Raw genomic sequence first — 17,505 nt, forward strand, 5'->3', positions numbered from 1 at the left:
TTTATATAAAAAGGAAGTTAGTGATGGTAAGAACAATCATAATTAACTTCCTTTTTTGCGTTTGCTGAAACTCTGAAGTAGGGAATATTGTTTTTCTTCCGTTAGATTCGTGTATCAGAAATGGCATTCCTAATTCTTTCTAATGATTGATTAGCAACATTTTTATTTAAAATCATTACATTGACATACAATGCATCTATTAAACTAAGCTGGCCAATTCTTGATGATAAAGCTTCCGAACGATATTCTGTTTCCTCAGAGCTTGTGAACAGTGCTACATCTGTATTCTGGCCGATTGGTGATTTAGGATACCCAGTGATACCGATTGTTTTGGCACCATTGTTTTTTGCTGTTTTCATTATGTTAATAGTATCTTTATTAGTGCCAGAATGTGAAATAATTACAGCTACATCCTTCTCTGAAAGCTGAGAAGAGGACATTAGTTGAAAATGAGAGTCAACGAATGAAAACGCTTTAATTCCAGTTCGGACAAATTTATGAAAAGCATCCATAGCGATAACTGCTGAACCACCTGTACCATAGAATTCAACCCGATTTGCCTGTAAGAGAAATTCCACTGCTTTTTGAATCGAATGACCATTTAATATTTCTAATGTATTTTCTAGTGTACGTACATTCGACTTAAATACTTTTTCAGTAACGGTTTTTACACTGTCATTTTCATTAATCTCTTCATGTATTTGCTGAATAGGTTCAATTACTTCTGAGGCCAATGCTATTTTCATTGCTTGATAGCCTTTAAATCCAATTCGTTTACAGAAACGAAAAACAGTAGCATCTGCTACTCCTAGATCCTCTGCTAATTCGTTAATGGTGGAATGAATGATTTTTTCTGGATTCTCAAGAATATAATCAGCGATTTTTTTTTCTTTTTCACTCAGTCTAGCGTAATAGGAACGAATTTTCCCAAGACAATTTTGCGCCATTGACTTCTATCCTTTCCAAATTAATATAGTTGTAGTATAACACAATTAGTCTCTTGAAAAAAAATTTCTTATTAAAATAATTTTTTTCAAAAAATATTTTCAAGGGGGTATATTTTCGAAAAAAATTTCTATATAATAGTATATAGAAAGAAATATTTTTTCAAAAGGAGAGATAACGAATGAACATCGGTCTTATAGGTTTAGGAAAAATGGGTTTTAACTTGGCTTTAAATATGGTGGACCATAAGTATAGTGTAACAGCTTTTGATATAAATGAAAGCGCTGTAAAAGAAATTTCTAATAAAAATGTAACAGGAGTTAATACAATTGAAAAATTAGTAAGAAATTTGCCAGCTCCAAGAGTAATTTGGCTAATGGTGCCAGCAGGAGAAGTAACGGAAAATGTCTTGCGTGAAGTAAAGAAATATGTGGAAGCAGGGGATATTATTATCGATGGTGGGAATTCCCATTATAAAGATTCCAAGAGAAGAGGATTAGATTTACAAGAGTTAGGAATCTTCTATCTAGATGTTGGCACAAGCGGCGGAGTAGATGGAGCTCGACATGGTGCCTGTATGATGATTGGCGGCAATAAAGGAATATTTGATAAGGTAGAAGGATTATTTAAAGATTTATGTGTGGAAAATGGTTATACGTATACCGGCGTGTCTGGAAGCGGCCATTTTCTGAAAATGGTTCATAATGGAATTGAGTATGGCATGATGCAATCCATTGCAGAAGGATTTGAATTGTTAGAGAAAAGTGAGTATGATTTTGATAATGAAGGAGTTGCAAAGGTTTGGAATAATGGCTCTGTTATTCGTTCGTGGTTAATGGAATTAGCACAAAATGCCTTTTCTAAGGATTCAAAACTGGAAGGAATCAAAGGAGTAATGCATTCCTCTGGTGAAGGCAAATGGACGCTAGAAACAGCCCTAGATTTACAAACTGCTATGCCAGTTACAGCCTTATCTTTAATGATGCGTTATCGTTCGTTAGAGGAAGATACCTTCTCTGGAAAAGTGGTTGCTTCCTTACGAAATGAGTTTGGTGGGCATAGTGTAGAATCAAAATAGAATGACAAGGAAATCCTTTAGCAGGTAGAAGTAATGCTGAAGGATTTTTTTGATAAAATAATATTAATGTATCGGAATGGTTTCTTGACTATGGTAAGAATACAGAAAAAGGAGGCGGAAATACATGAGAACTTGTCAGAATTGTGATCAAAAATGGACTTGGAAGCAAACTTTAAAAAGCTCTTTTACATTAGATAATAAACTGATTTGTCCACATTGCAGGGAAAAGCAATATGTTACCTCTCGAACAAGAGGGATAACGTTTATGGCAACTATTTTAATAATCACATTTACGCTGCTTAGCAATCTTCTCTTTGGACCTTCCTTTGTCTTTGTAGTTATTCTAATAAGTTTTATCCTAATCGTTCTTGGACTTTATCCTTTCTGGGTCGAACTTTCCAATAAAGAAACAGGGTCATAGCAATAAGCAGGCTAACTAATAAAAGGTGGAAAGACAAAATCTTTAATTTAGTAGCGCAGCCCAATTCGTTACACTACAGACTGTGGATGATCCACAAACCTTCTTTCTTAAAAAGCATAAAAAACCCAAACAATTATACGATATATTGGTATCACCGTAAAATTGTTTGGGTTTGAATTCGTTCGACTGAGTTACTTTATATGCAGGTAATTTTCTTAAGATGTTTGTGGTGCTTATTTAACCCATTTATTCTGAAAAGATGCTATGGCATCATATTCTTTTTCTAAAGCTCGAGAAATACGGATATAAATAGCGGTTAAATCTTGATAGATATCAACATTCTCTTGAATTGGCTGATGGGAATGTGTACTACCGACTAATTGTTTCATAATCGAAAAATCATCAATTTCTCCGAGTGCATACATACCTAAAACGATGGCACCAAGACAAGAGCTTTCAAAGCTTTCTGGAACGACTACTTCTTGATCAAAAATGTCTGCCATCATTTGTCTCCATAGTTCAGAACGAGCAAAGCCACCTGTTGCTTGAATTTGCTTTGGTGCTCCAATCACTTCTTGTAAGGCTAACATCACCGTATAAAGATTTAAGATAACTCCTTCTAATACAGCTCTCACCATATGTTCTTTTTTATGATGTAAACCTAGTCCAAAGAAGGAGCCTCTTGCATTGGCATTCCATAAAGGCGCTCGTTCCCCAGCAAGATATGGATGGAATAATAAACCGTCCGCACCAGGTGTAACTCTAGAAGCAATTTTTGTTAAAACTTCATAAGGATCAATTCCGAGTCTCTTTGCCGTTTCCACTTCCGAGGAAGCTAATTCATCACGAACCCAGCGGAATGTCATGCCACCATTATTTACAGGGCCACCAACTACCCAGTGATCTTCTGTTAAGCAATAACAAAAGATTCTTCCTTTAGGATCGGTTACTGGTTTATCGGTTACAGTACGAATCGCCCCGCTTGTACCGATTGTCACAGCGACAACTCCAGGGTCAATAGCATTTACCCCAAGATTAGATAGTACGCCATCACTTGCGCCAACCACAAATGGAGTTTCAGCAGGAATTCCAAGTTCCGCTGCATAGTTATCCTTCAGTCCTGTTAAATAATGGGTCGTCGGAACGGGTTTTGCCAACTGCTCAGATGTTACGCCGGCAACTTTTAAAGCTTCTTGATCCCAATTTAAGTGTTCAAGATTAAACAGTCCTGTTGCAGAAGCAATTGAGTAATCGATCACAAATTCGTTAAATAAGCGATAGAAAATATATTCTTTAATGCCAATAAATTTAGCTGCCTTTGTAAAAATATCTGGTTGATCATTTCTTAGCCAAGTTAATTTTGATAAAGGAGTCATAGGGTGAATTGGCGTTCCTGTTCTGCGGTATATTTCCAAACCATTATATTCTTCTTTGATTTTTTTTGCCCAAGAGGAAGAACGGCTGTCAGCCCAAGTAATACAACGTGTTATTGGTTTCCCCTTTTCATCTAATGCAATAACACTGTGCATTGCTGAACTAAAGGAAACTAATTTTATTTTACTAGTATCCACGTTCGCTTTTTTAATAGCTGTTTTCATTGTTTCCATTACAGCCTGAAAAATTTGCTCTGGATCTTGCTCTGCGATGGCTGGTGCAGGGCTATGCAGCGGATATTCAACATGATGCATGCTTAATACTTTGCCAGCTTCAGCAAATAAGACAGATTTTGTACTCGTTGTACCAATGTCTACACCTAAATATAGGGATGATAATTGCATATTAAAAACTCCTTTAATAAAAAGTCTAAAAAATATTTCATAAAAATATAAATTCGCAGAAAAAAATTTCTTTAATTATATTTTAAAGGAAACAAAATGATTTTGAAACTGTTTTCATTCATTATTTTAAATTAATTTCCCATTATTCTTCCTCAAAAGATAAAATAATTGTTGATTTCTCAGATAGCTGTAAATTTTTGCCCTGGTTAGCATAAAAATAAAGCAAAAATATGCTAAACTTAATCTATCTTATGGGGAAGGAGTTTTTTGAATGAATAACGAGATTGAAACGACTTATGAGGCTATTTATAATCAAATTCTCCATTTTCAACTGCAACTGGAAGCGTTGAGTATACAAGCAGGTTCATGGCAAGAAGAGGATCAAGAACAGTTAATTAGAATGTCTATTGCCCTTCAAGCCTCGAAAGATATTTTGGAAAATATGCTTACACCAGGGAAAAAGCTGAACTTTATTTATGAAAAAGGAATGTTCAGCTTGGAAATGTTTGATGAAAAATAAGCATTAAAGAAGAATATCCTCGCTTGGCCGAATATTCTTCTTTCGAAATTCTCCAGGAGTAATACCAGTAGATTTCCGAAATACTTTTGTAAAATAGTTGGCATTCGCAAAACCTACTTGGACTGAAATGTCTTCAATAGAATATTTGGTTTGATATAATAACTCTGCTCCCTTTATGATACGGATATTCGTTAAATATTGAATCGGTGTAATTCCAAGTACCTTTTTGAATAAACGAGTGAAGTGGAAGCGGGAAAGCGCAGCAGCCTCTGCCATATCATCTGGTCCGATTGGTTTATGATAGTGATTTTGAGCAAATAATGTCGCATTTAGTATACTTTCAGGAAGCTGAATGTCTCCTATGTTCTTCTTATATTGATACAATTCCATGATAAAGGAATAGGCGAGACTTGAAGCATAAAAAGCGTTATTTATCTGTTTATCTTTTGCTAGCTGATAAATATGCAGAAGGTGCTGAATGGGTCTCGAGTCCGAAGCTAATTGAATAATTGGCTGCTCGTTTTCCGTAAGAGAACGCCAGCATTTTTTTACCGTTTCACCATATAGTGTAATAAAAATAAATTCCCAATGCTCACTAGTTGGAGGCAGATAGTATCTGTATTCCTCTGAAATATCAATTAAAAATGCCTTTCCAGCTGTCAATTTATGATTTTTACCTCCAAGTTCAATAGCACCAATTCCAGATATGGTATATTGAAAAACATACATACTATCCTCTTTACGCTTTTTTCCTTTCCAATTATATAGATGGGAGGTTTGATTTTCCCATCCGATTGACCAAATTTGGGCTACCTCTTTTGTAATTTTTTCCGTAAATCTGTAAGCAAATACATTATTATCTTTTTTGGACAATAGAATGCTCCTTTCTTAGTAGAGCTGGCATTGGTAGATACTTGCCTTGGATAAGATAGGAGTAATAGATAGAAATTAAGTGTTTGGCATAAAAATTTGAAATTTATTAGCAAATTATTACCCTTTTCCCTTTCTTATTTTACCATTGAGAGAGAAAGGTTTGAAGCATAAAATAAAATTGTAAACGGTTTAATGGAAGTCTAGAAATATGAGTAAGCATAAATGTTCATAAAAAAAGGAGAGATAGAAATGGCAAAAAATCTATTTGCAACTTTTACAAATATTTTTAATGAAACAGAAACAAGCATCCGTACTTTTTTTGCACCAGGACGTGTGAATTTAATAGGTGAACATACTGATTATAATGGAGGACATGTTTTTCCTTGTGCCTTATCTATTGGTACGACAGCACTTGTAAGAAAAAGATCAGATCGAGTGATTCAATTTTATTCTACAAATTTTGCGGATTTAGGTATTATTAAAGTTTCTTTAGACGATCTATCCTTTAATCAAGCAGATGATTGGGCGAATTATCCAAAGGGAGTAATAGTAACGCTTGCGCAATATGGATATCAGCTCGATGCTGGATTCGATGTTTTATATGAAGGAGAAATTCCCAATGGTGCTGGCTTATCTTCGTCTGCATCCATTGAAGTAGTGACAGCCATTATGTTAAATGAGTTGTATTCCTTTGCAATTGATCAAGTCAGCTTAGTAAAAATGTGTCAAAAAGCAGAAAATGAATATATTGGTGTGAGCTGTGGAATTATGGATCAATTTGCAATCGGAATGGGCAAAGAAAAACATGCTATATTACTAGATTGCGACACACTTGACTATGTGTACAGCCCACTAGATTTAGATGCTGCTTCTTTAATTATTGCCAATACAAATAAACGCAGAGGGCTAGCGGATTCTAAATATAATGAGAGACGAGGAGAGTGTGAAAGAGCATTAAGAGACTTGCAGGGAGAATTAGAGATTCGATCATTAGGTGAATTAACGCCAGAGGAATTCGATTCGCATGCTCATTTGATTAAGCAAGATGTCGATAGAATGAGAGCAAAGCATGCTGTGTATGAAAATGCTCGAACAATAGAAGCTGTAAAAAAACTTCAAGCAGGAGATATTGCAGGATTTGGACAATTAATGAATGCATCACATATCTCCTTACGTGATGATTATGAAGTGACCGGAAAGGAATTAGACGCACTAGTGGAAGCTGCTTGGGAACAAGCAGGGGTTATTGGATCTCGTATGACGGGAGCAGGCTTTGGCGGTTGTACGATCAGTATTGTCAACAATGAGCATATTGATTCTTTTATCGAGACGGTCGGAGCGAAATATGAGGAGCAAACAGGATTGAAGGCAGACTTTTATGTTGTTCAAGTTGGAGATGGAGCCAAGGAAATTGTTGAATAGTAACAGTTAAATAAAAAGGAGAGAGAAAATATGGCGATATTAGTATGTGGTGGTGCCGGTTATATCGGAAGTCATATGGTTTCTGAATTATTAGACCTAGGTGAAGAAGTAATTGTTGTTGATAATCTTCAAACTGGGCATAAAGCTGCTGTAAGAGCGGAAGCAACCCTTTATATTGGCGATTTACGGAATGAAAGCTTCTTAGAAGAGGTCTTTAAGAATCATACGATTGAAGCGGTAGTCCATTTCGCTGCTGACTCTTTAGTAGGTGAAAGTGTAACAAATCCGTTGAAATACTATGATAATAATGTAAACGGTGCGATGACTTTATTGAAAGTGATGCACGCAAATGATGTGAAGAGAATTGTTTTCTCGTCAACTGCAGCAACTTATGGAGAGGCAAAGAATTTTCCGATTCAGGAGAGTGATGACACGATTCCAACGAATCCCTATGGAGAAACCAAACTAGCCATCGAAAAAATGCTAAAGTGGTGTGAAGCAGCATATGGGATTCATTATGTAGCTCTTCGTTATTTTAATGTAGCAGGTGCGCATATAGATGGGAGATTAGGGGAAGATCATTTTCCAGAAACGCATTTAATTCCCATTATACTGCAAGTAGCGTTAGGAAAGAGAGAAGTAATTAGTATTTTTGGTGATGATTATGAGACACATGATGGGTCATGTATTAGAGATTATATTCATGTCACCGATTTGGCTAATGCTCATATCCTTGCTTTAAAAAAATTGCAGAAAGAAGAAACAAGCGGTATTTACAATCTAGGGAGTGGAACAGGTTTCACGGTGAAAGAAGTAATTGAGACAGCGAGAAAGGTAACGGGGCATCCTATTCCAGCAGAAATTGCTCCAAGAAGAGCAGGGGATCCGGCGCGATTAGTTGCTTCATCAGAGAAAGCGCAAGTAGAGTTAGGGTGGAATCCACAGTACACTTCACTGGAGACAATGATAGGAAGTGCATGGAACTGGTTCCAAGCAAATCCGAATGGCTATAAAGAATAAATGAGAATGCACTAAGAGGAAAGGAGCAATGTTATATGACAACCACTATTTATCAGCATGTAGAACAATTGCTTCATTATGGAATAGAATCAAACTTAATTACAAAATGGGATATAGATGTAGTGCGGAATAAATTACTCGAAATCTTAGAATTGGATGATTTTGTCCCATCAGAGATTAGCGCTCCAGTGAAAATAGAGTTGCGTGAACTATTAGATACTATTTTAGATTGGGCTGCTGAACATAATCTCTTGGTAGAAAATACAATTACCTATCGAGATTTACTAGATACTAAATTAATGGCTTGCTTTGTTCCGCTGCCCTCTGAAATAAATAATAGATTTGCCATGCTCTATAAGGATAAGGGAGCAAAGAGTGCAACTAGTTGGTTTTATGACTTTTCAAAAAAAGTTGATTACATCCGCACGGATCGAATTGCTAAAAATGAAGAGTGGCTGGCGCATACGAGTTATGGAGATTTAGAGATTACGATTAACTTGTCTAAGCCAGAAAAAAATCCACAAGAAATAGCTGCTCTAAAAAAAGTAAAACAAGGTTTTTATCCTAAATGTTTGTTATGTAAAGAAAATGCTGGTTATGCAGGAAGAGTTAATCATCCGGCTAGACAAAATCATCGTATTATACCAGTGACTCTAGAAGAGGAACAATGGTTCCTGCAGTTTTCGCCATATGTTTACTATAATGAGCATGCTATTTGTTTTTCTGAACGGCATGAGCCAATGACCATTTCGAAAAGAACATTTACTAGATTACTAGAATTTGTTCACCAATATCCTCATTACTTTATGGGGTCTAATGCCGATCTGCCGATAGTTGGAGGGTCCATTCTTGCCCATGAGCATTTTCAAGGGGGATATCATGAATTTCCGATGGCAAAGGCAGAAATAGAAGCTGGATTTACGTTGGAGCAGTTTCCTGCTATCCATGCAGGAATAGTTAAATGGCCGATGTCTGTTTTACGTCTAAATGGTACAGACAAACAACAATTAGTGGAAGCATCTGATTATATATTAAAAAAATGGCTGGATTATAGTGATGAAAGTGTTGATATTCTTGCATATACAAACGGTGTTCGTCATAATACGATCACGCCAATTGCAAGAATGCGCAATGGCCAATATGAAATGGATTTAGTGCTCCGTAATAATCGTACAAGTGAAGAATATCCATTCGGGATCTTCCATCCACATGAGGAAGTTCATGCGATTAAACAAGAGAATATTGGTTTGATTGAAGTGATGGGGTTAGCAGTTTTGCCAGGAAGATTGAAAGTAGAAATGAGCTTACTTGCAGAGAATATCGTCAAAGCTGATTTTGAAGAGCGCATCCGTCTAGAGCCAGCTATTGTAAAACACTTAGCATGGGCAAAAAAAGTTAAAGAAAACAATCCACAGATGACAAAAGAAAATGTAAGTACTATCTTACAAACAGAAATAGGAATTGTTTTTGAGACAATCTTACATCATGCCGGTGTATTTAAAAGAGATGACGATGGAACAAAAGCCTTTTATCGGTTTATAGAGACACTATAAAAAGTGCAGAGGAAAAAGATTAGATTGGTTAAGGTTAGAATATGAATGAGAGATGAAAAAAATTCTTAGAGATCACTCGTTTTATAAGAAAACAGGCGGTCTCTAAGAAATCAACTCTTAAACTTAATATTAAAGAACCTTTAGCGCCAAGTGATTGTGAATGGTTTTATAAAAATGCTGCTTATCTGTTTGCTGCTTTTTTAACCGGAGCTTAGGGTTCGGGATATGTAATTGGACTTTATGATAATCTCTATAAGATAAATAAATAGTATAAACTGATTTTCCAAGAGCGGTAAAGAATGCTTCTGGTACCATAATTCTCTTTAAAGCCCCTTCATATGGTTCAATCGAAAACATAAACTGGTTATGGATGTTGTTTCGATCGCGGAACAGGAGATGTTCAATCTCTTTTGGGTGATCACCTGCAATACGAATATCGAAGCGGAAGAAACCATTCGTATATTCACAATTTATTAATTCAGCATACATAGGGACTCTAATAAAGTTATAAGGCGAGCTTAGCGGAGAAACCCAGTAAGCAGTATCATCTTTAACTACATGTTTTTTTATTTTTTCTTGATTCATCCATCGAAATAATGTTTCGATATCCTTATAGCGTTTTTGTGAAAATAACTGATAACAAACCTTATTATAAGGATGGTAAAAATGGTCACTGATCTCATAATCCAACGAAGAAGTCGTCCGTAACATTTTTTTCATGGTGGATATATATGCTTTCCTTTTTAAAAACTCATCTAATTTCCCTTTAAATGTTTGATTGTTTTCCGTTCTTAGCGTATGATACCGATTTATAAATCGATTAAAGCAATCAAATTCATACAAGCGATTAAGGACCATTCGCTTTAACTCTGAATCCATTTCTTTCTCTTTAAAGTAGTTGATTACTTTTCGATTACAATGCATTTTATTTAATACATTCGTCTGCTTCGTCAAGGATTCGTCATTATCATCTAAGCGATTTAAATAGTAGATAACAGCTTCTGTTGTTGAGATTTTTTTACAATTAGTCAATACTTCCATGAAAAATTGCTTATCTTCTCCATACTTCATCTCAGGAAATTGAATTTGGTTCTGTTTTATAATGCTAGACTTCATTAATCTTGCCCTAGGTCCTAAATGATGAAAAATATGTGGGATACTCGCCGGGGGGATACTTCTTCTTTCTTTCCATGATTCGTGTTCGCCTACTATGGCATTTTTTTTAGACGTGACTTTAATTGTTTTTCCCACTATATAATCATCATCTGTTTCATTTAGTACACTATAGAGTTTTTCCAAGCCAGTCTTTTCAAACCAATCATCTGCATCTAAAAAAGTTAAGTAAGGGGCCGATGAAAGTTCAATGCCTAAATTTCTAGGATAGCCAGGTGTGCCTGTGTTTTTCGCTAGAAGAGCGAGTTTAATATTAGGATGCTCGTTAACAAATTTCTTCAAGATAGAACGAGTTTGATCTTTAGAGCCATCATCAATAAGTATATATTCAATCTGTGGCATAATGGATTGCTGTAAAACCGATTCAATCGTCTTCTGGATCGTTTTTTCATTGTTAAATACGGGGGTAATAACAGAAATAATCGGCTGTTCTAAATAGTTTGCACTCTGTAATAGTTCATATTTATATTTATTGTTTTTTCGAAGAGATGATATATTTTTCATTGCATTCCCTACCTTCATAATTAAAACTAAAAGAAAGTCCTTATAGCAATCATTATGAATCAACAAGCTACAAGGTATACTTCCATAAATAGAAAAAATAGTGCATACGTTATTGTTTTTTATCCTGTATAATATAGAGAGAGAAGAACAAGTAAGGAAATCTAGCTTTACATCAAGGAAAAATGAAAAGGCTTTCTTAATTAGCGGGTTTCAAAGAATGCCTGCTCTATAATTGATTTTTCTGGAAGAAAGCAATGTATAAGGAGGTTTATAGGTGACAACTATTAGTGATATCGCTAAACTTGCGGGCGTGGCCAAAAGTACTGTTTCTAGATATTTAAATGAAGGTTCTGTCAGTGAAGCCACGAAAAGAAAAATACAGCATATTATCAAAGAAACCGGCTATACGCCTAATGCATTTGCTCAAAGCTTAAAAGCAAAGAAGACAAATATTATTGGAACAATTGTGCCTCAATTAGATTCGTATGCTTTTTCACGGACTTTAATAGGAATAGATGAAGAGTTGAAGGCAAGGAATTATCAAATGTTAATTTCTCATTCAAATTTAGATTTGGAACGGGAAATAGAAAATATTCATTCTTTAGTAAGACAGAAGGTTGCTGGGATCATTTTATTAGCAACAGAAGTTACGAATCGCCATTTAATGATCATTAAACAACTAGGAATCCCTGTGCTTATTGTAGGGCAACAGCATGAGGAGATTCCAAGTTTAATTCATAATGATTATGAAGCAGCATATGAATTAGGGAAATATATACTTTCTCAAGGGCATAAAAGAATCGCCTTCCTTGGTCTCCAAGAAAAAAATGTTGCAATAGGAATTGATCGGAAAGAAGGGTTTAAGAAAAGTATCGAGGAAACAGCAAATATAGATGTCCAATTTTTTGAGGTGAAGATGGATCAAGAAACACAATCATTTTCCATTGTTTCTGAAATAATCGATCGATTTCACCCTAGCATCATTGTATGTGCTACAGATAATATTGCCATGGGAACAATGAAAGCAATCTATTCGAAGGGGATTTCTATTCCTTGCGATCTGTCCATAACCGGGTTTGGTGGGTATGAAATGACTGAGATGATATATCCAGGTTTAACCACTGCAAAGTTTTTTTATAAAGATGCTGGCAATCTAGCAGCCAGAAAGATGTTAAGTCTCATTAATGGTGATGATACTCCCATGAAAACAGTTTCTGGGTATGAAATTATTTACCGCGAAAGTGTTAGGCAAATGTAAGTTCAACTAAATGATATCAGCTAAAAGTGGATTTAGCCGATATCATTTATTCATATTTTTAGAAATAGCAGCAAGAAGGACAATAGGAACTTGACGAAATAAAAGGAAATAACTATAATTTGAGGTGAAACCGATTACCGCTAGTTAGTTTGGGGAAATAGAAAAATAGTGAATATCTGATAGGTTAATATTTAATCATCCAAGAAGAATAAGTATAAATCAACTGGTATAGACATCTAGATATATAGATACGCATATTTTTAAAAAAAGGAGCTTTTAGAATCATGATAACGGATGAAGCAAAAGAATTAATATTAAAAAATGTATGTATTTACACAGAAACGGAAGTTAATCCAAATGGGTATGTAGTTGTGAAGGAAGGGAAAATTAATTCGATTGGGTTAATGGACTCCTTCCTTGAAAAAGAATGGGAAAATGCACATATACTAGATTTTCCAAAGGGTATGAATTTAATACCAGGGTTTATTGATATTCATATCCATGGAGCAAATAATGCTGACGCAATGGATGCGTCACAGCAAGCCTTAGAAATTATGGCTGAGACATTGCCAAAAGAAGGAACAACAAGCTTTTTAGCAACTACCATGACACAAGAGGTAGAAAGTATTGAAAATGCGCTCACAACTATTGCCCAGTATGTCGAGACAGCTGATCAATCAGGAAAAGCAGAAATCATCGGGATTCACTTAGAAGGTCCCTTTATCTCCGAAAAGAGAGTTGGAGCACAGCCAGTCCAATCTGTTAAAAAGCCGAATGTAGAGTTATTTAAAAAATGGCAGACATTATCCAATAATCAAATCAAACTTGTTACGATGGCACCTGAGGAAGATGAAAACTTTGAGCTTGTTCGCTATTTAAAGGCAGAGAATATCGTTCCATCAATAGGGCACTCAGATGCAGTTTATGAGCAAGTATTATCAAGCATTCAAGCTGGTGTAAATCATGTTACTCATCTGTTTAATGGAATGAGAGGTCTGCATCATCGTGATCCAGGAGTTGCAGGCGCAGCCTTGCTCCATTCGGAGTTAATGGCTGAAATGATTGTCGATGGTGTTCATATTCATCCAGAAATAGTTAAACTTGCTTTTTTACAAAAGGGGGCTGAACATATCATTCTCATTACAGATAGCATGCGGGCAAAATGGCTTGCGGATGGTATTTCATCCTTAGGTGGGCAAAAGGTAATTGTTCGTGATGGAAAAGCGTTATTAGAAAATGGTGCTCTTGCGGGTAGTACATTAAAAATGAATGATGCTATCAATAATATGATGAAATTTACAGGATGCTCTTTACAGGATGTTGTCAAGATGGCATCTTATAATCCAGCTAAGCAAATTGGTGTCTTGGATAAAAAGGGAAGTATTGCAAAAGGTAAAGATGCAGATTTAGTCGTATTAGATGAAAATAATCAAGTGGCACTAACAATTTGTAAAGGGAAAATTGTATATTCGAATGGAGGATTTTCAGCATGAAATTAATTGAAGTTCAAAACTACGATGAAATGAGTAAAGTAGCAGCCAAAAAAATAATAGAGCAAATACAAACGAAGCCAAATAGTGTGCTAGGTCTTGCTACTGGGGGAACTCCAGTAGGAACCTATCAGTATTTAATAAAGGATTTTACGGAGAACCAAACATCCTATGAAAAAGTTATCACCGTTAATTTAGATGAATATGTTGGTTTAGAAGAGGATAATCCTCAAAGTTATAGCTATTATATGAAAGAACACTTATTTAATCATATAAATATTCCTGAAAATCAAACTCATTTGCCTTTTGCCAAAAATATTGATGATAAAGAAGCAGGAAAAAATTATGAGAAACTGATTGATTCTTTTGGTGGAATGGATATGCAAGTTTTAGGAATAGGTGAAAATGGACATATCGGTTTTAATGAACCAGGTACTTCGTTCTCTTCTACAACTGATGTTGTTCAATTAGCTGACTCGACAAGAGAGGCAAATGCTCGCTATTTTACTAGTATGGATGAGGTACCAACACATGCTATCTCTATGGGGATTTCCACTATAATGAAAAGTCGGAAAATCTTATTGCTCGTGTCTGGAGTGAAGAAGGCATCTGTGCTTAATCAGTTATTTCATTCCGATATAAAAGAGGATCTTCCAGCTTCTATTTTGAAAAAGCATCCGGATGTTACAATTATCGCTGATCAGGAGGCTTTATCTATTTTGAAAGAAAATAAAGGAAGTGTGTATAGTTGATCATTAAAGATTCACATATTCCTATCTATTATCAATTAGAAATGGAGATAAAAGAAATTATTAAAGAGCTAAAGCCTGGTGACCCTATTAGCTCGGAACGGGAGTTTTCCGAAAAATACGGTATTAGCAGGATGACGGTTCGTCAAGCTATTAATAACTTAGTAGCTGAAGGCGTACTTGTTCGTCAAAGAGGGAAAGGGACTTTTGTTGCTGCACAAAAGGTAGAACAAGAGCTTTCTGGATTAACAAGTTTCTCGGAAGATATGCATTCAAGAGGGTTAACACCAAAAACAAAAATTCTTGATTTTAAAATAATTCCTTGTCCAAGAGGCATTGCCAGTAAGTTGAAGATAGAAGAGGGCGACCAAGTTTATGAGGTTAGCCGATTACGGATTGCGGATGATATCCCAATGGCCCTTGAAACTTCCTACCTTCCGACGCTCTTGATTAAGGAGCTGCAGGAAGAGACTTTACATGGTTCTATATATGAATATGTGGAGCAAACTTTACATCAAAAGATTAGTCACGCTACCCAAACAATTGAATCAACGTTATCCCATAAAAATGAAAGTGCATCTCTTGGGATTAAAGAGGGGGCACCGGTGCTGCTGATGGAGCGTTTTAGTTATTTGGCTAATGGAACTCCTTTTGAATATGTGAAATCTATTTATCGCGGAGACCGGTATAAATTTATTATTGATATGAAGAGATCTTAATCACGATGCTAGATTACTACAAAGTAGTTACATGAACTGATGATAAAGAGATGGAGTCCCTACAAATAGAGACTGTATAAATATGGTCAGTAATTGCTTCTGACGACAGCATATTTAAAATAAAGTTTGATGAAAAACATAAATATAACAATGGAAATACGGTAGCCCCTTTGTAGGACTTCCGTATTTTTTTTTGTAAAGTGAAAAGGGAAATAGTAGAGAAGAGGAGGTTTAGTCATCTGTATTCTAGAATTCATTATATTGGGGCTTGAGGTGAATAAATAGGGGAAGAAATTTACTAAATAGGAGGAGCCTATATGTCTATTGATATAAATTGTGATTTAGGGGAAAGCTATGGTGCTTATCAAATTGGGAATGATGAAACAATTATCCCCTATGTAACTAGTGTAAATATTGCTTGTGGTTTTCATGCCGGTGATCCAACTACCATGAGGAAAACGGTGAATCTTGCACTGGAGAATAAAGTGGCGATTGGTGCCCATCCAGGCTTTAATGATGTTCTTGGCTTCGGGAGGAGAGAAATAAATATATCACCCAATGAAGTATATGATATAGTCATTTATCAAATAGGAGCATTAGAAGCATTTGTGAAAGCAGAGGGCGGAACCTTGCAGCATATAAAGCCACATGGTGCGTTATATAATATGGCTGTGAAAGATGGACGATTGGCTGATGCGATTGCCAAAGCTATTTACAAGATAAATCCTGCGTATATTCTATTCGGTTTAGCGAACAGTGAATTGATTAGAGCAGGGAAACGTTATGGCTTAGAAACTGCTAACGAGGTATTTGCAGATCGAACTTATCAATCAGATGGAAGTTTAACCCCACGTACACATAAACAAGCTCTTATCGACTGCCCTAAACAGGCAGCTAAACAGATAATTGATATGGTTAAGAATAAAAAGGTTACCTCTGTACAAGGTGAAGAGATACCTATTCAAGCAGATACCATATGTATTCATGGTGATTCCACCCATGGTATATCCATTGTAAAAGAAGTAACATCTACGTTACTTCAATCGACAATAACCATCCGCAATTTTATGGAGAAAATATAAGTATTTGAATTTAGTATTGCTAAAAAACCCCCTCAACTAGGATGTTGGAAACTAACTACAATAAAAGAATTTAGTTACAATTAATGATTTAATAAAATGAATAGAAAATTAATCAATTTTTAAAGAAAAAACTGGAATTTTTATTACGTTAAGATGTATAATATATTTCATTGATGTTACAATAAAATAGTTTTGTAATTGCTTTGTAACAAAAAAGATAAATACTTTAGGATAGTAATAATTAAATGAAGAACTCGCAAGAAATACATACTTACTATTTAATAATGGAATAAAAAATGCTCTCTGGAATTTTAGTAATAGGAGTTTTTTGATTGTTATCTGTCCGTTGATTCACTGGTTTTGTTAGGGGTGGGGGAAATGGGTTCGATTGAAGAGCTCTATGAAAGATATAGTCAAGAATTAATTCATTTTCTGATCTATTTAGGGGTGAAAAAGGAAGAGGCAGAAGATTTAGTACAAGAAGTTTTTATACGATTGCTAAAAACAAAGTGTCTCTTTAAAGGGGAAAGTAGTGAGCGAACTTGGCTATATACAATTGCTAAAAATATTGCCATTGATCATTTTAGAAAACAAAAAAATTCCTATACCTTTGATTGTGAAATACCTATCCATATAAAGGATGAACAAGCTCTTCCTGATGAAGTTGCCATGAAGAAAGAACAGCTTGATTGGATTAAACATTTACTTTATTGTTGTACAGAAGATCAAAAAAAAGTAATTTACTGCAGATATTTAAAGGAATTGTCTATAGGAGAAACTGCTTTGAATTTGGGGTGGTCTGAAAGTAAAGTGAAGACGACACAGCATCGGGCTTTAAAATTGCTCAAAAAGAATTTAGTAGGCATATAAAGTCCGCAAGGTAACAGAAGGAGTTAAATGTGTTAGGGACAAATTTAACT

Annotated in this window: 16 protein-coding genes; 12 read left to right on the forward strand and 4 right to left on the reverse strand. The window is 35.3% G+C overall.

All coding sequences use genetic code 11. The features are described from left to right. Positions 1 to 101 precede the first annotated feature (101 nt). The gene (locus tag NX902_RS07145; protein ID WP_095329970.1) at positions 102 to 947 is read right to left on the reverse strand and encodes a MurR/RpiR family transcriptional regulator; all 846 of its coding nucleotides are present in this window, start codon (positions 945 to 947) and stop codon (positions 102 to 104) included. A 179-nt stretch (positions 948 to 1,126) separates the two neighbouring features. Between NX902_RS07145 and gnd the strand changes: the two genes are divergently transcribed. After that, entirely contained in the window at positions 1,127 to 2,023 is an 897-nt protein-coding gene (gnd, locus tag NX902_RS07150) for a phosphogluconate dehydrogenase (NAD(+)-dependent, decarboxylating) (RefSeq protein ID WP_095329969.1), read from the forward strand. Between the two features lie 124 nt (positions 2,024 to 2,147). After that, positions 2,148 to 2,444 carry a TIGR04104 family putative zinc finger protein gene (locus NX902_RS07155; RefSeq protein ID WP_095329968.1) on the forward strand — a complete coding sequence of 99 codons (297 nt, stop codon included), beginning with the start codon at positions 2,148 to 2,150 and terminating at the stop codon, positions 2,442 to 2,444. 233 nt (positions 2,445 to 2,677) lie between these two features. On the opposite strand, the gene gntK is transcribed toward NX902_RS07155, so the two are convergent. Next, on the reverse strand, positions 2,678 to 4,222 hold the full coding sequence (gntK, locus tag NX902_RS07160; RefSeq protein WP_249878955.1) for a gluconokinase: 1,545 nt from the start codon (positions 4,220 to 4,222) through the stop codon (positions 2,678 to 2,680). Positions 4,223 to 4,493: 271 nt separating this feature from the next. Between gntK and NX902_RS07165 the strand changes: the two genes are divergently transcribed. Further along, positions 4,494 to 4,742: a hypothetical protein gene (locus NX902_RS07165; protein ID WP_095329966.1), complete on the forward strand. Its 249-nt coding sequence runs from the start codon at positions 4,494 to 4,496 to the stop codon at positions 4,740 to 4,742. Positions 4,743 to 4,745: 3 nt separating this feature from the next. Here the strand turns inward: NX902_RS07165 and NX902_RS07170 are convergent, their stop codons facing one another. Continuing rightward, complete coding sequence (locus tag NX902_RS07170) at positions 4,746 to 5,615, reverse strand: AraC family transcriptional regulator (RefSeq protein WP_172859247.1); 870 nt, start codon at positions 5,613 to 5,615, stop codon at positions 4,746 to 4,748. A 249-nt stretch (positions 5,616 to 5,864) separates the two neighbouring features. Between NX902_RS07170 and NX902_RS07175 the strand changes: the two genes are divergently transcribed. From NX902_RS07175 to galT, 3 genes are read left to right on the forward strand one after another with little or no spacing between them, the layout of a single operon-like run. Beyond that, a complete protein-coding gene (locus NX902_RS07175; protein ID WP_095329964.1) occupies positions 5,865 to 7,037 on the forward strand; it encodes a galactokinase in 1,173 nt (390 codons plus the stop codon). Between the two features lie 30 nt (positions 7,038 to 7,067). Beyond that, complete coding sequence (gene galE / locus NX902_RS07180) at positions 7,068 to 8,057, forward strand: UDP-glucose 4-epimerase GalE (protein WP_095329963.1); 990 nt, start codon at positions 7,068 to 7,070, stop codon at positions 8,055 to 8,057. A gap of 35 nt (positions 8,058 to 8,092) precedes the next feature. Further along, positions 8,093 to 9,610, forward strand: coding sequence for a UDP-glucose--hexose-1-phosphate uridylyltransferase (gene galT, locus NX902_RS07185; RefSeq protein ID WP_095329962.1), 1,518 nt, complete (start codon positions 8,093 to 8,095; stop codon positions 9,608 to 9,610). Positions 9,611 to 9,739: 129 nt separating this feature from the next. On the opposite strand, the gene NX902_RS07190 is transcribed toward galT, so the two are convergent. Further along, complete coding sequence (locus NX902_RS07190; protein ID WP_164463593.1) at positions 9,740 to 11,287, reverse strand: glycosyltransferase family 2 protein; 1,548 nt, start codon at positions 11,285 to 11,287, stop codon at positions 9,740 to 9,742. A gap of 274 nt (positions 11,288 to 11,561) precedes the next feature. On the opposite strand from NX902_RS07190, the gene NX902_RS07195 reads away from it, so the two are divergent. The 6 genes from NX902_RS07195 to NX902_RS07220 all read left to right on the forward strand — a co-directional run bounded on the left by NX902_RS07195 (position 11,562) and on the right by NX902_RS07220 (position 17,455). Continuing rightward, positions 11,562 to 12,545, forward strand: a complete 984-nt coding sequence (locus NX902_RS07195) for a LacI family DNA-binding transcriptional regulator (protein ID WP_095329960.1) — start codon at positions 11,562 to 11,564, stop codon at positions 12,543 to 12,545. Between the two features lie 284 nt (positions 12,546 to 12,829). Then, positions 12,830 to 14,038: an N-acetylglucosamine-6-phosphate deacetylase gene (gene nagA / locus NX902_RS07200; protein ID WP_095329959.1), complete on the forward strand. Its 1,209-nt coding sequence runs from the start codon at positions 12,830 to 12,832 to the stop codon at positions 14,036 to 14,038. Continuing rightward, a complete protein-coding gene (gene nagB / locus NX902_RS07205; RefSeq protein ID WP_095329958.1) occupies positions 14,035 to 14,787 on the forward strand; it encodes a glucosamine-6-phosphate deaminase in 753 nt (250 codons plus the stop codon). Before nagA ends, nagB begins: the two co-directional genes overlap by 4 nt. Further along, positions 14,784 to 15,503 (forward strand): GntR family transcriptional regulator, encoded by a 720-nt coding sequence (locus NX902_RS07210; protein ID WP_095329957.1) that lies wholly within the window; start codon positions 14,784 to 14,786, stop codon positions 15,501 to 15,503. Before nagB ends, NX902_RS07210 begins: the two co-directional genes overlap by 4 nt. Positions 15,504 to 15,820: 317 nt before the next feature. Next, on the forward strand, positions 15,821 to 16,585 hold the full coding sequence (locus NX902_RS07215; RefSeq protein WP_095329956.1) for a LamB/YcsF family protein: 765 nt from the start codon (positions 15,821 to 15,823) through the stop codon (positions 16,583 to 16,585). 378 nt (positions 16,586 to 16,963) lie between these two features. Further along, a complete protein-coding gene (locus NX902_RS07220; protein ID WP_095329955.1) occupies positions 16,964 to 17,455 on the forward strand; it encodes an RNA polymerase sigma factor in 492 nt (163 codons plus the stop codon). The last annotated feature ends 50 nt before the right edge of the window (positions 17,456 to 17,505 follow it).

Source organism: Niallia sp. FSL W8-0954 (assembly GCF_038005605.1).
Taxonomy (GTDB): Bacteria; Bacillota; Bacilli; order Bacillales; family Cytobacillaceae; genus Niallia; species Niallia circulans_A.

Bases quoted from the DNA above. Each gene is read 5' to 3' on its own strand.
- galT (WP_095329962.1), top strand. From the start codon at position 8,093: ATGACAACCACTATTTATCAGCATGTAGAACAATTGCTTCATTATGGA.
- nagB (WP_095329958.1), top strand. From the start codon at position 14,035: ATGAAATTAATTGAAGTTCAAAACTACGATGAAATGAGTAAAGTAGCA.
- NX902_RS07175 (WP_095329964.1), top strand. From the start codon at position 5,865: ATGGCAAAAAATCTATTTGCAACTTTTACAAATATTTTTAATGAAACA.
- galE (WP_095329963.1), top strand. From the start codon at position 7,068: ATGGCGATATTAGTATGTGGTGGTGCCGGTTATATCGGAAGTCATATG.
- NX902_RS07220 (WP_095329955.1), top strand. From the start codon at position 16,964: ATGGGTTCGATTGAAGAGCTCTATGAAAGATATAGTCAAGAATTAATT.
- NX902_RS07145 (WP_095329970.1), bottom strand. From the start codon at position 947: ATGGCGCAAAATTGTCTTGGGAAAATTCGTTCCTATTACGCTAGACTG.
- NX902_RS07165 (WP_095329966.1), top strand. From the start codon at position 4,494: ATGAATAACGAGATTGAAACGACTTATGAGGCTATTTATAATCAAATT.
- NX902_RS07155 (WP_095329968.1), top strand. From the start codon at position 2,148: ATGAGAACTTGTCAGAATTGTGATCAAAAATGGACTTGGAAGCAAACT.
- NX902_RS07190 (WP_164463593.1), bottom strand. From the start codon at position 11,287: ATGAAAAATATATCATCTCTTCGAAAAAACAATAAATATAAATATGAA.
- NX902_RS07215 (WP_095329956.1), top strand. From the start codon at position 15,821: ATGTCTATTGATATAAATTGTGATTTAGGGGAAAGCTATGGTGCTTAT.
- gntK (WP_249878955.1), bottom strand. From the start codon at position 4,222: ATGCAATTATCATCCCTATATTTAGGTGTAGACATTGGTACAACGAGT.
- nagA (WP_095329959.1), top strand. From the start codon at position 12,830: ATGATAACGGATGAAGCAAAAGAATTAATATTAAAAAATGTATGTATT.
- gnd (WP_095329969.1), top strand. From the start codon at position 1,127: ATGAACATCGGTCTTATAGGTTTAGGAAAAATGGGTTTTAACTTGGCT.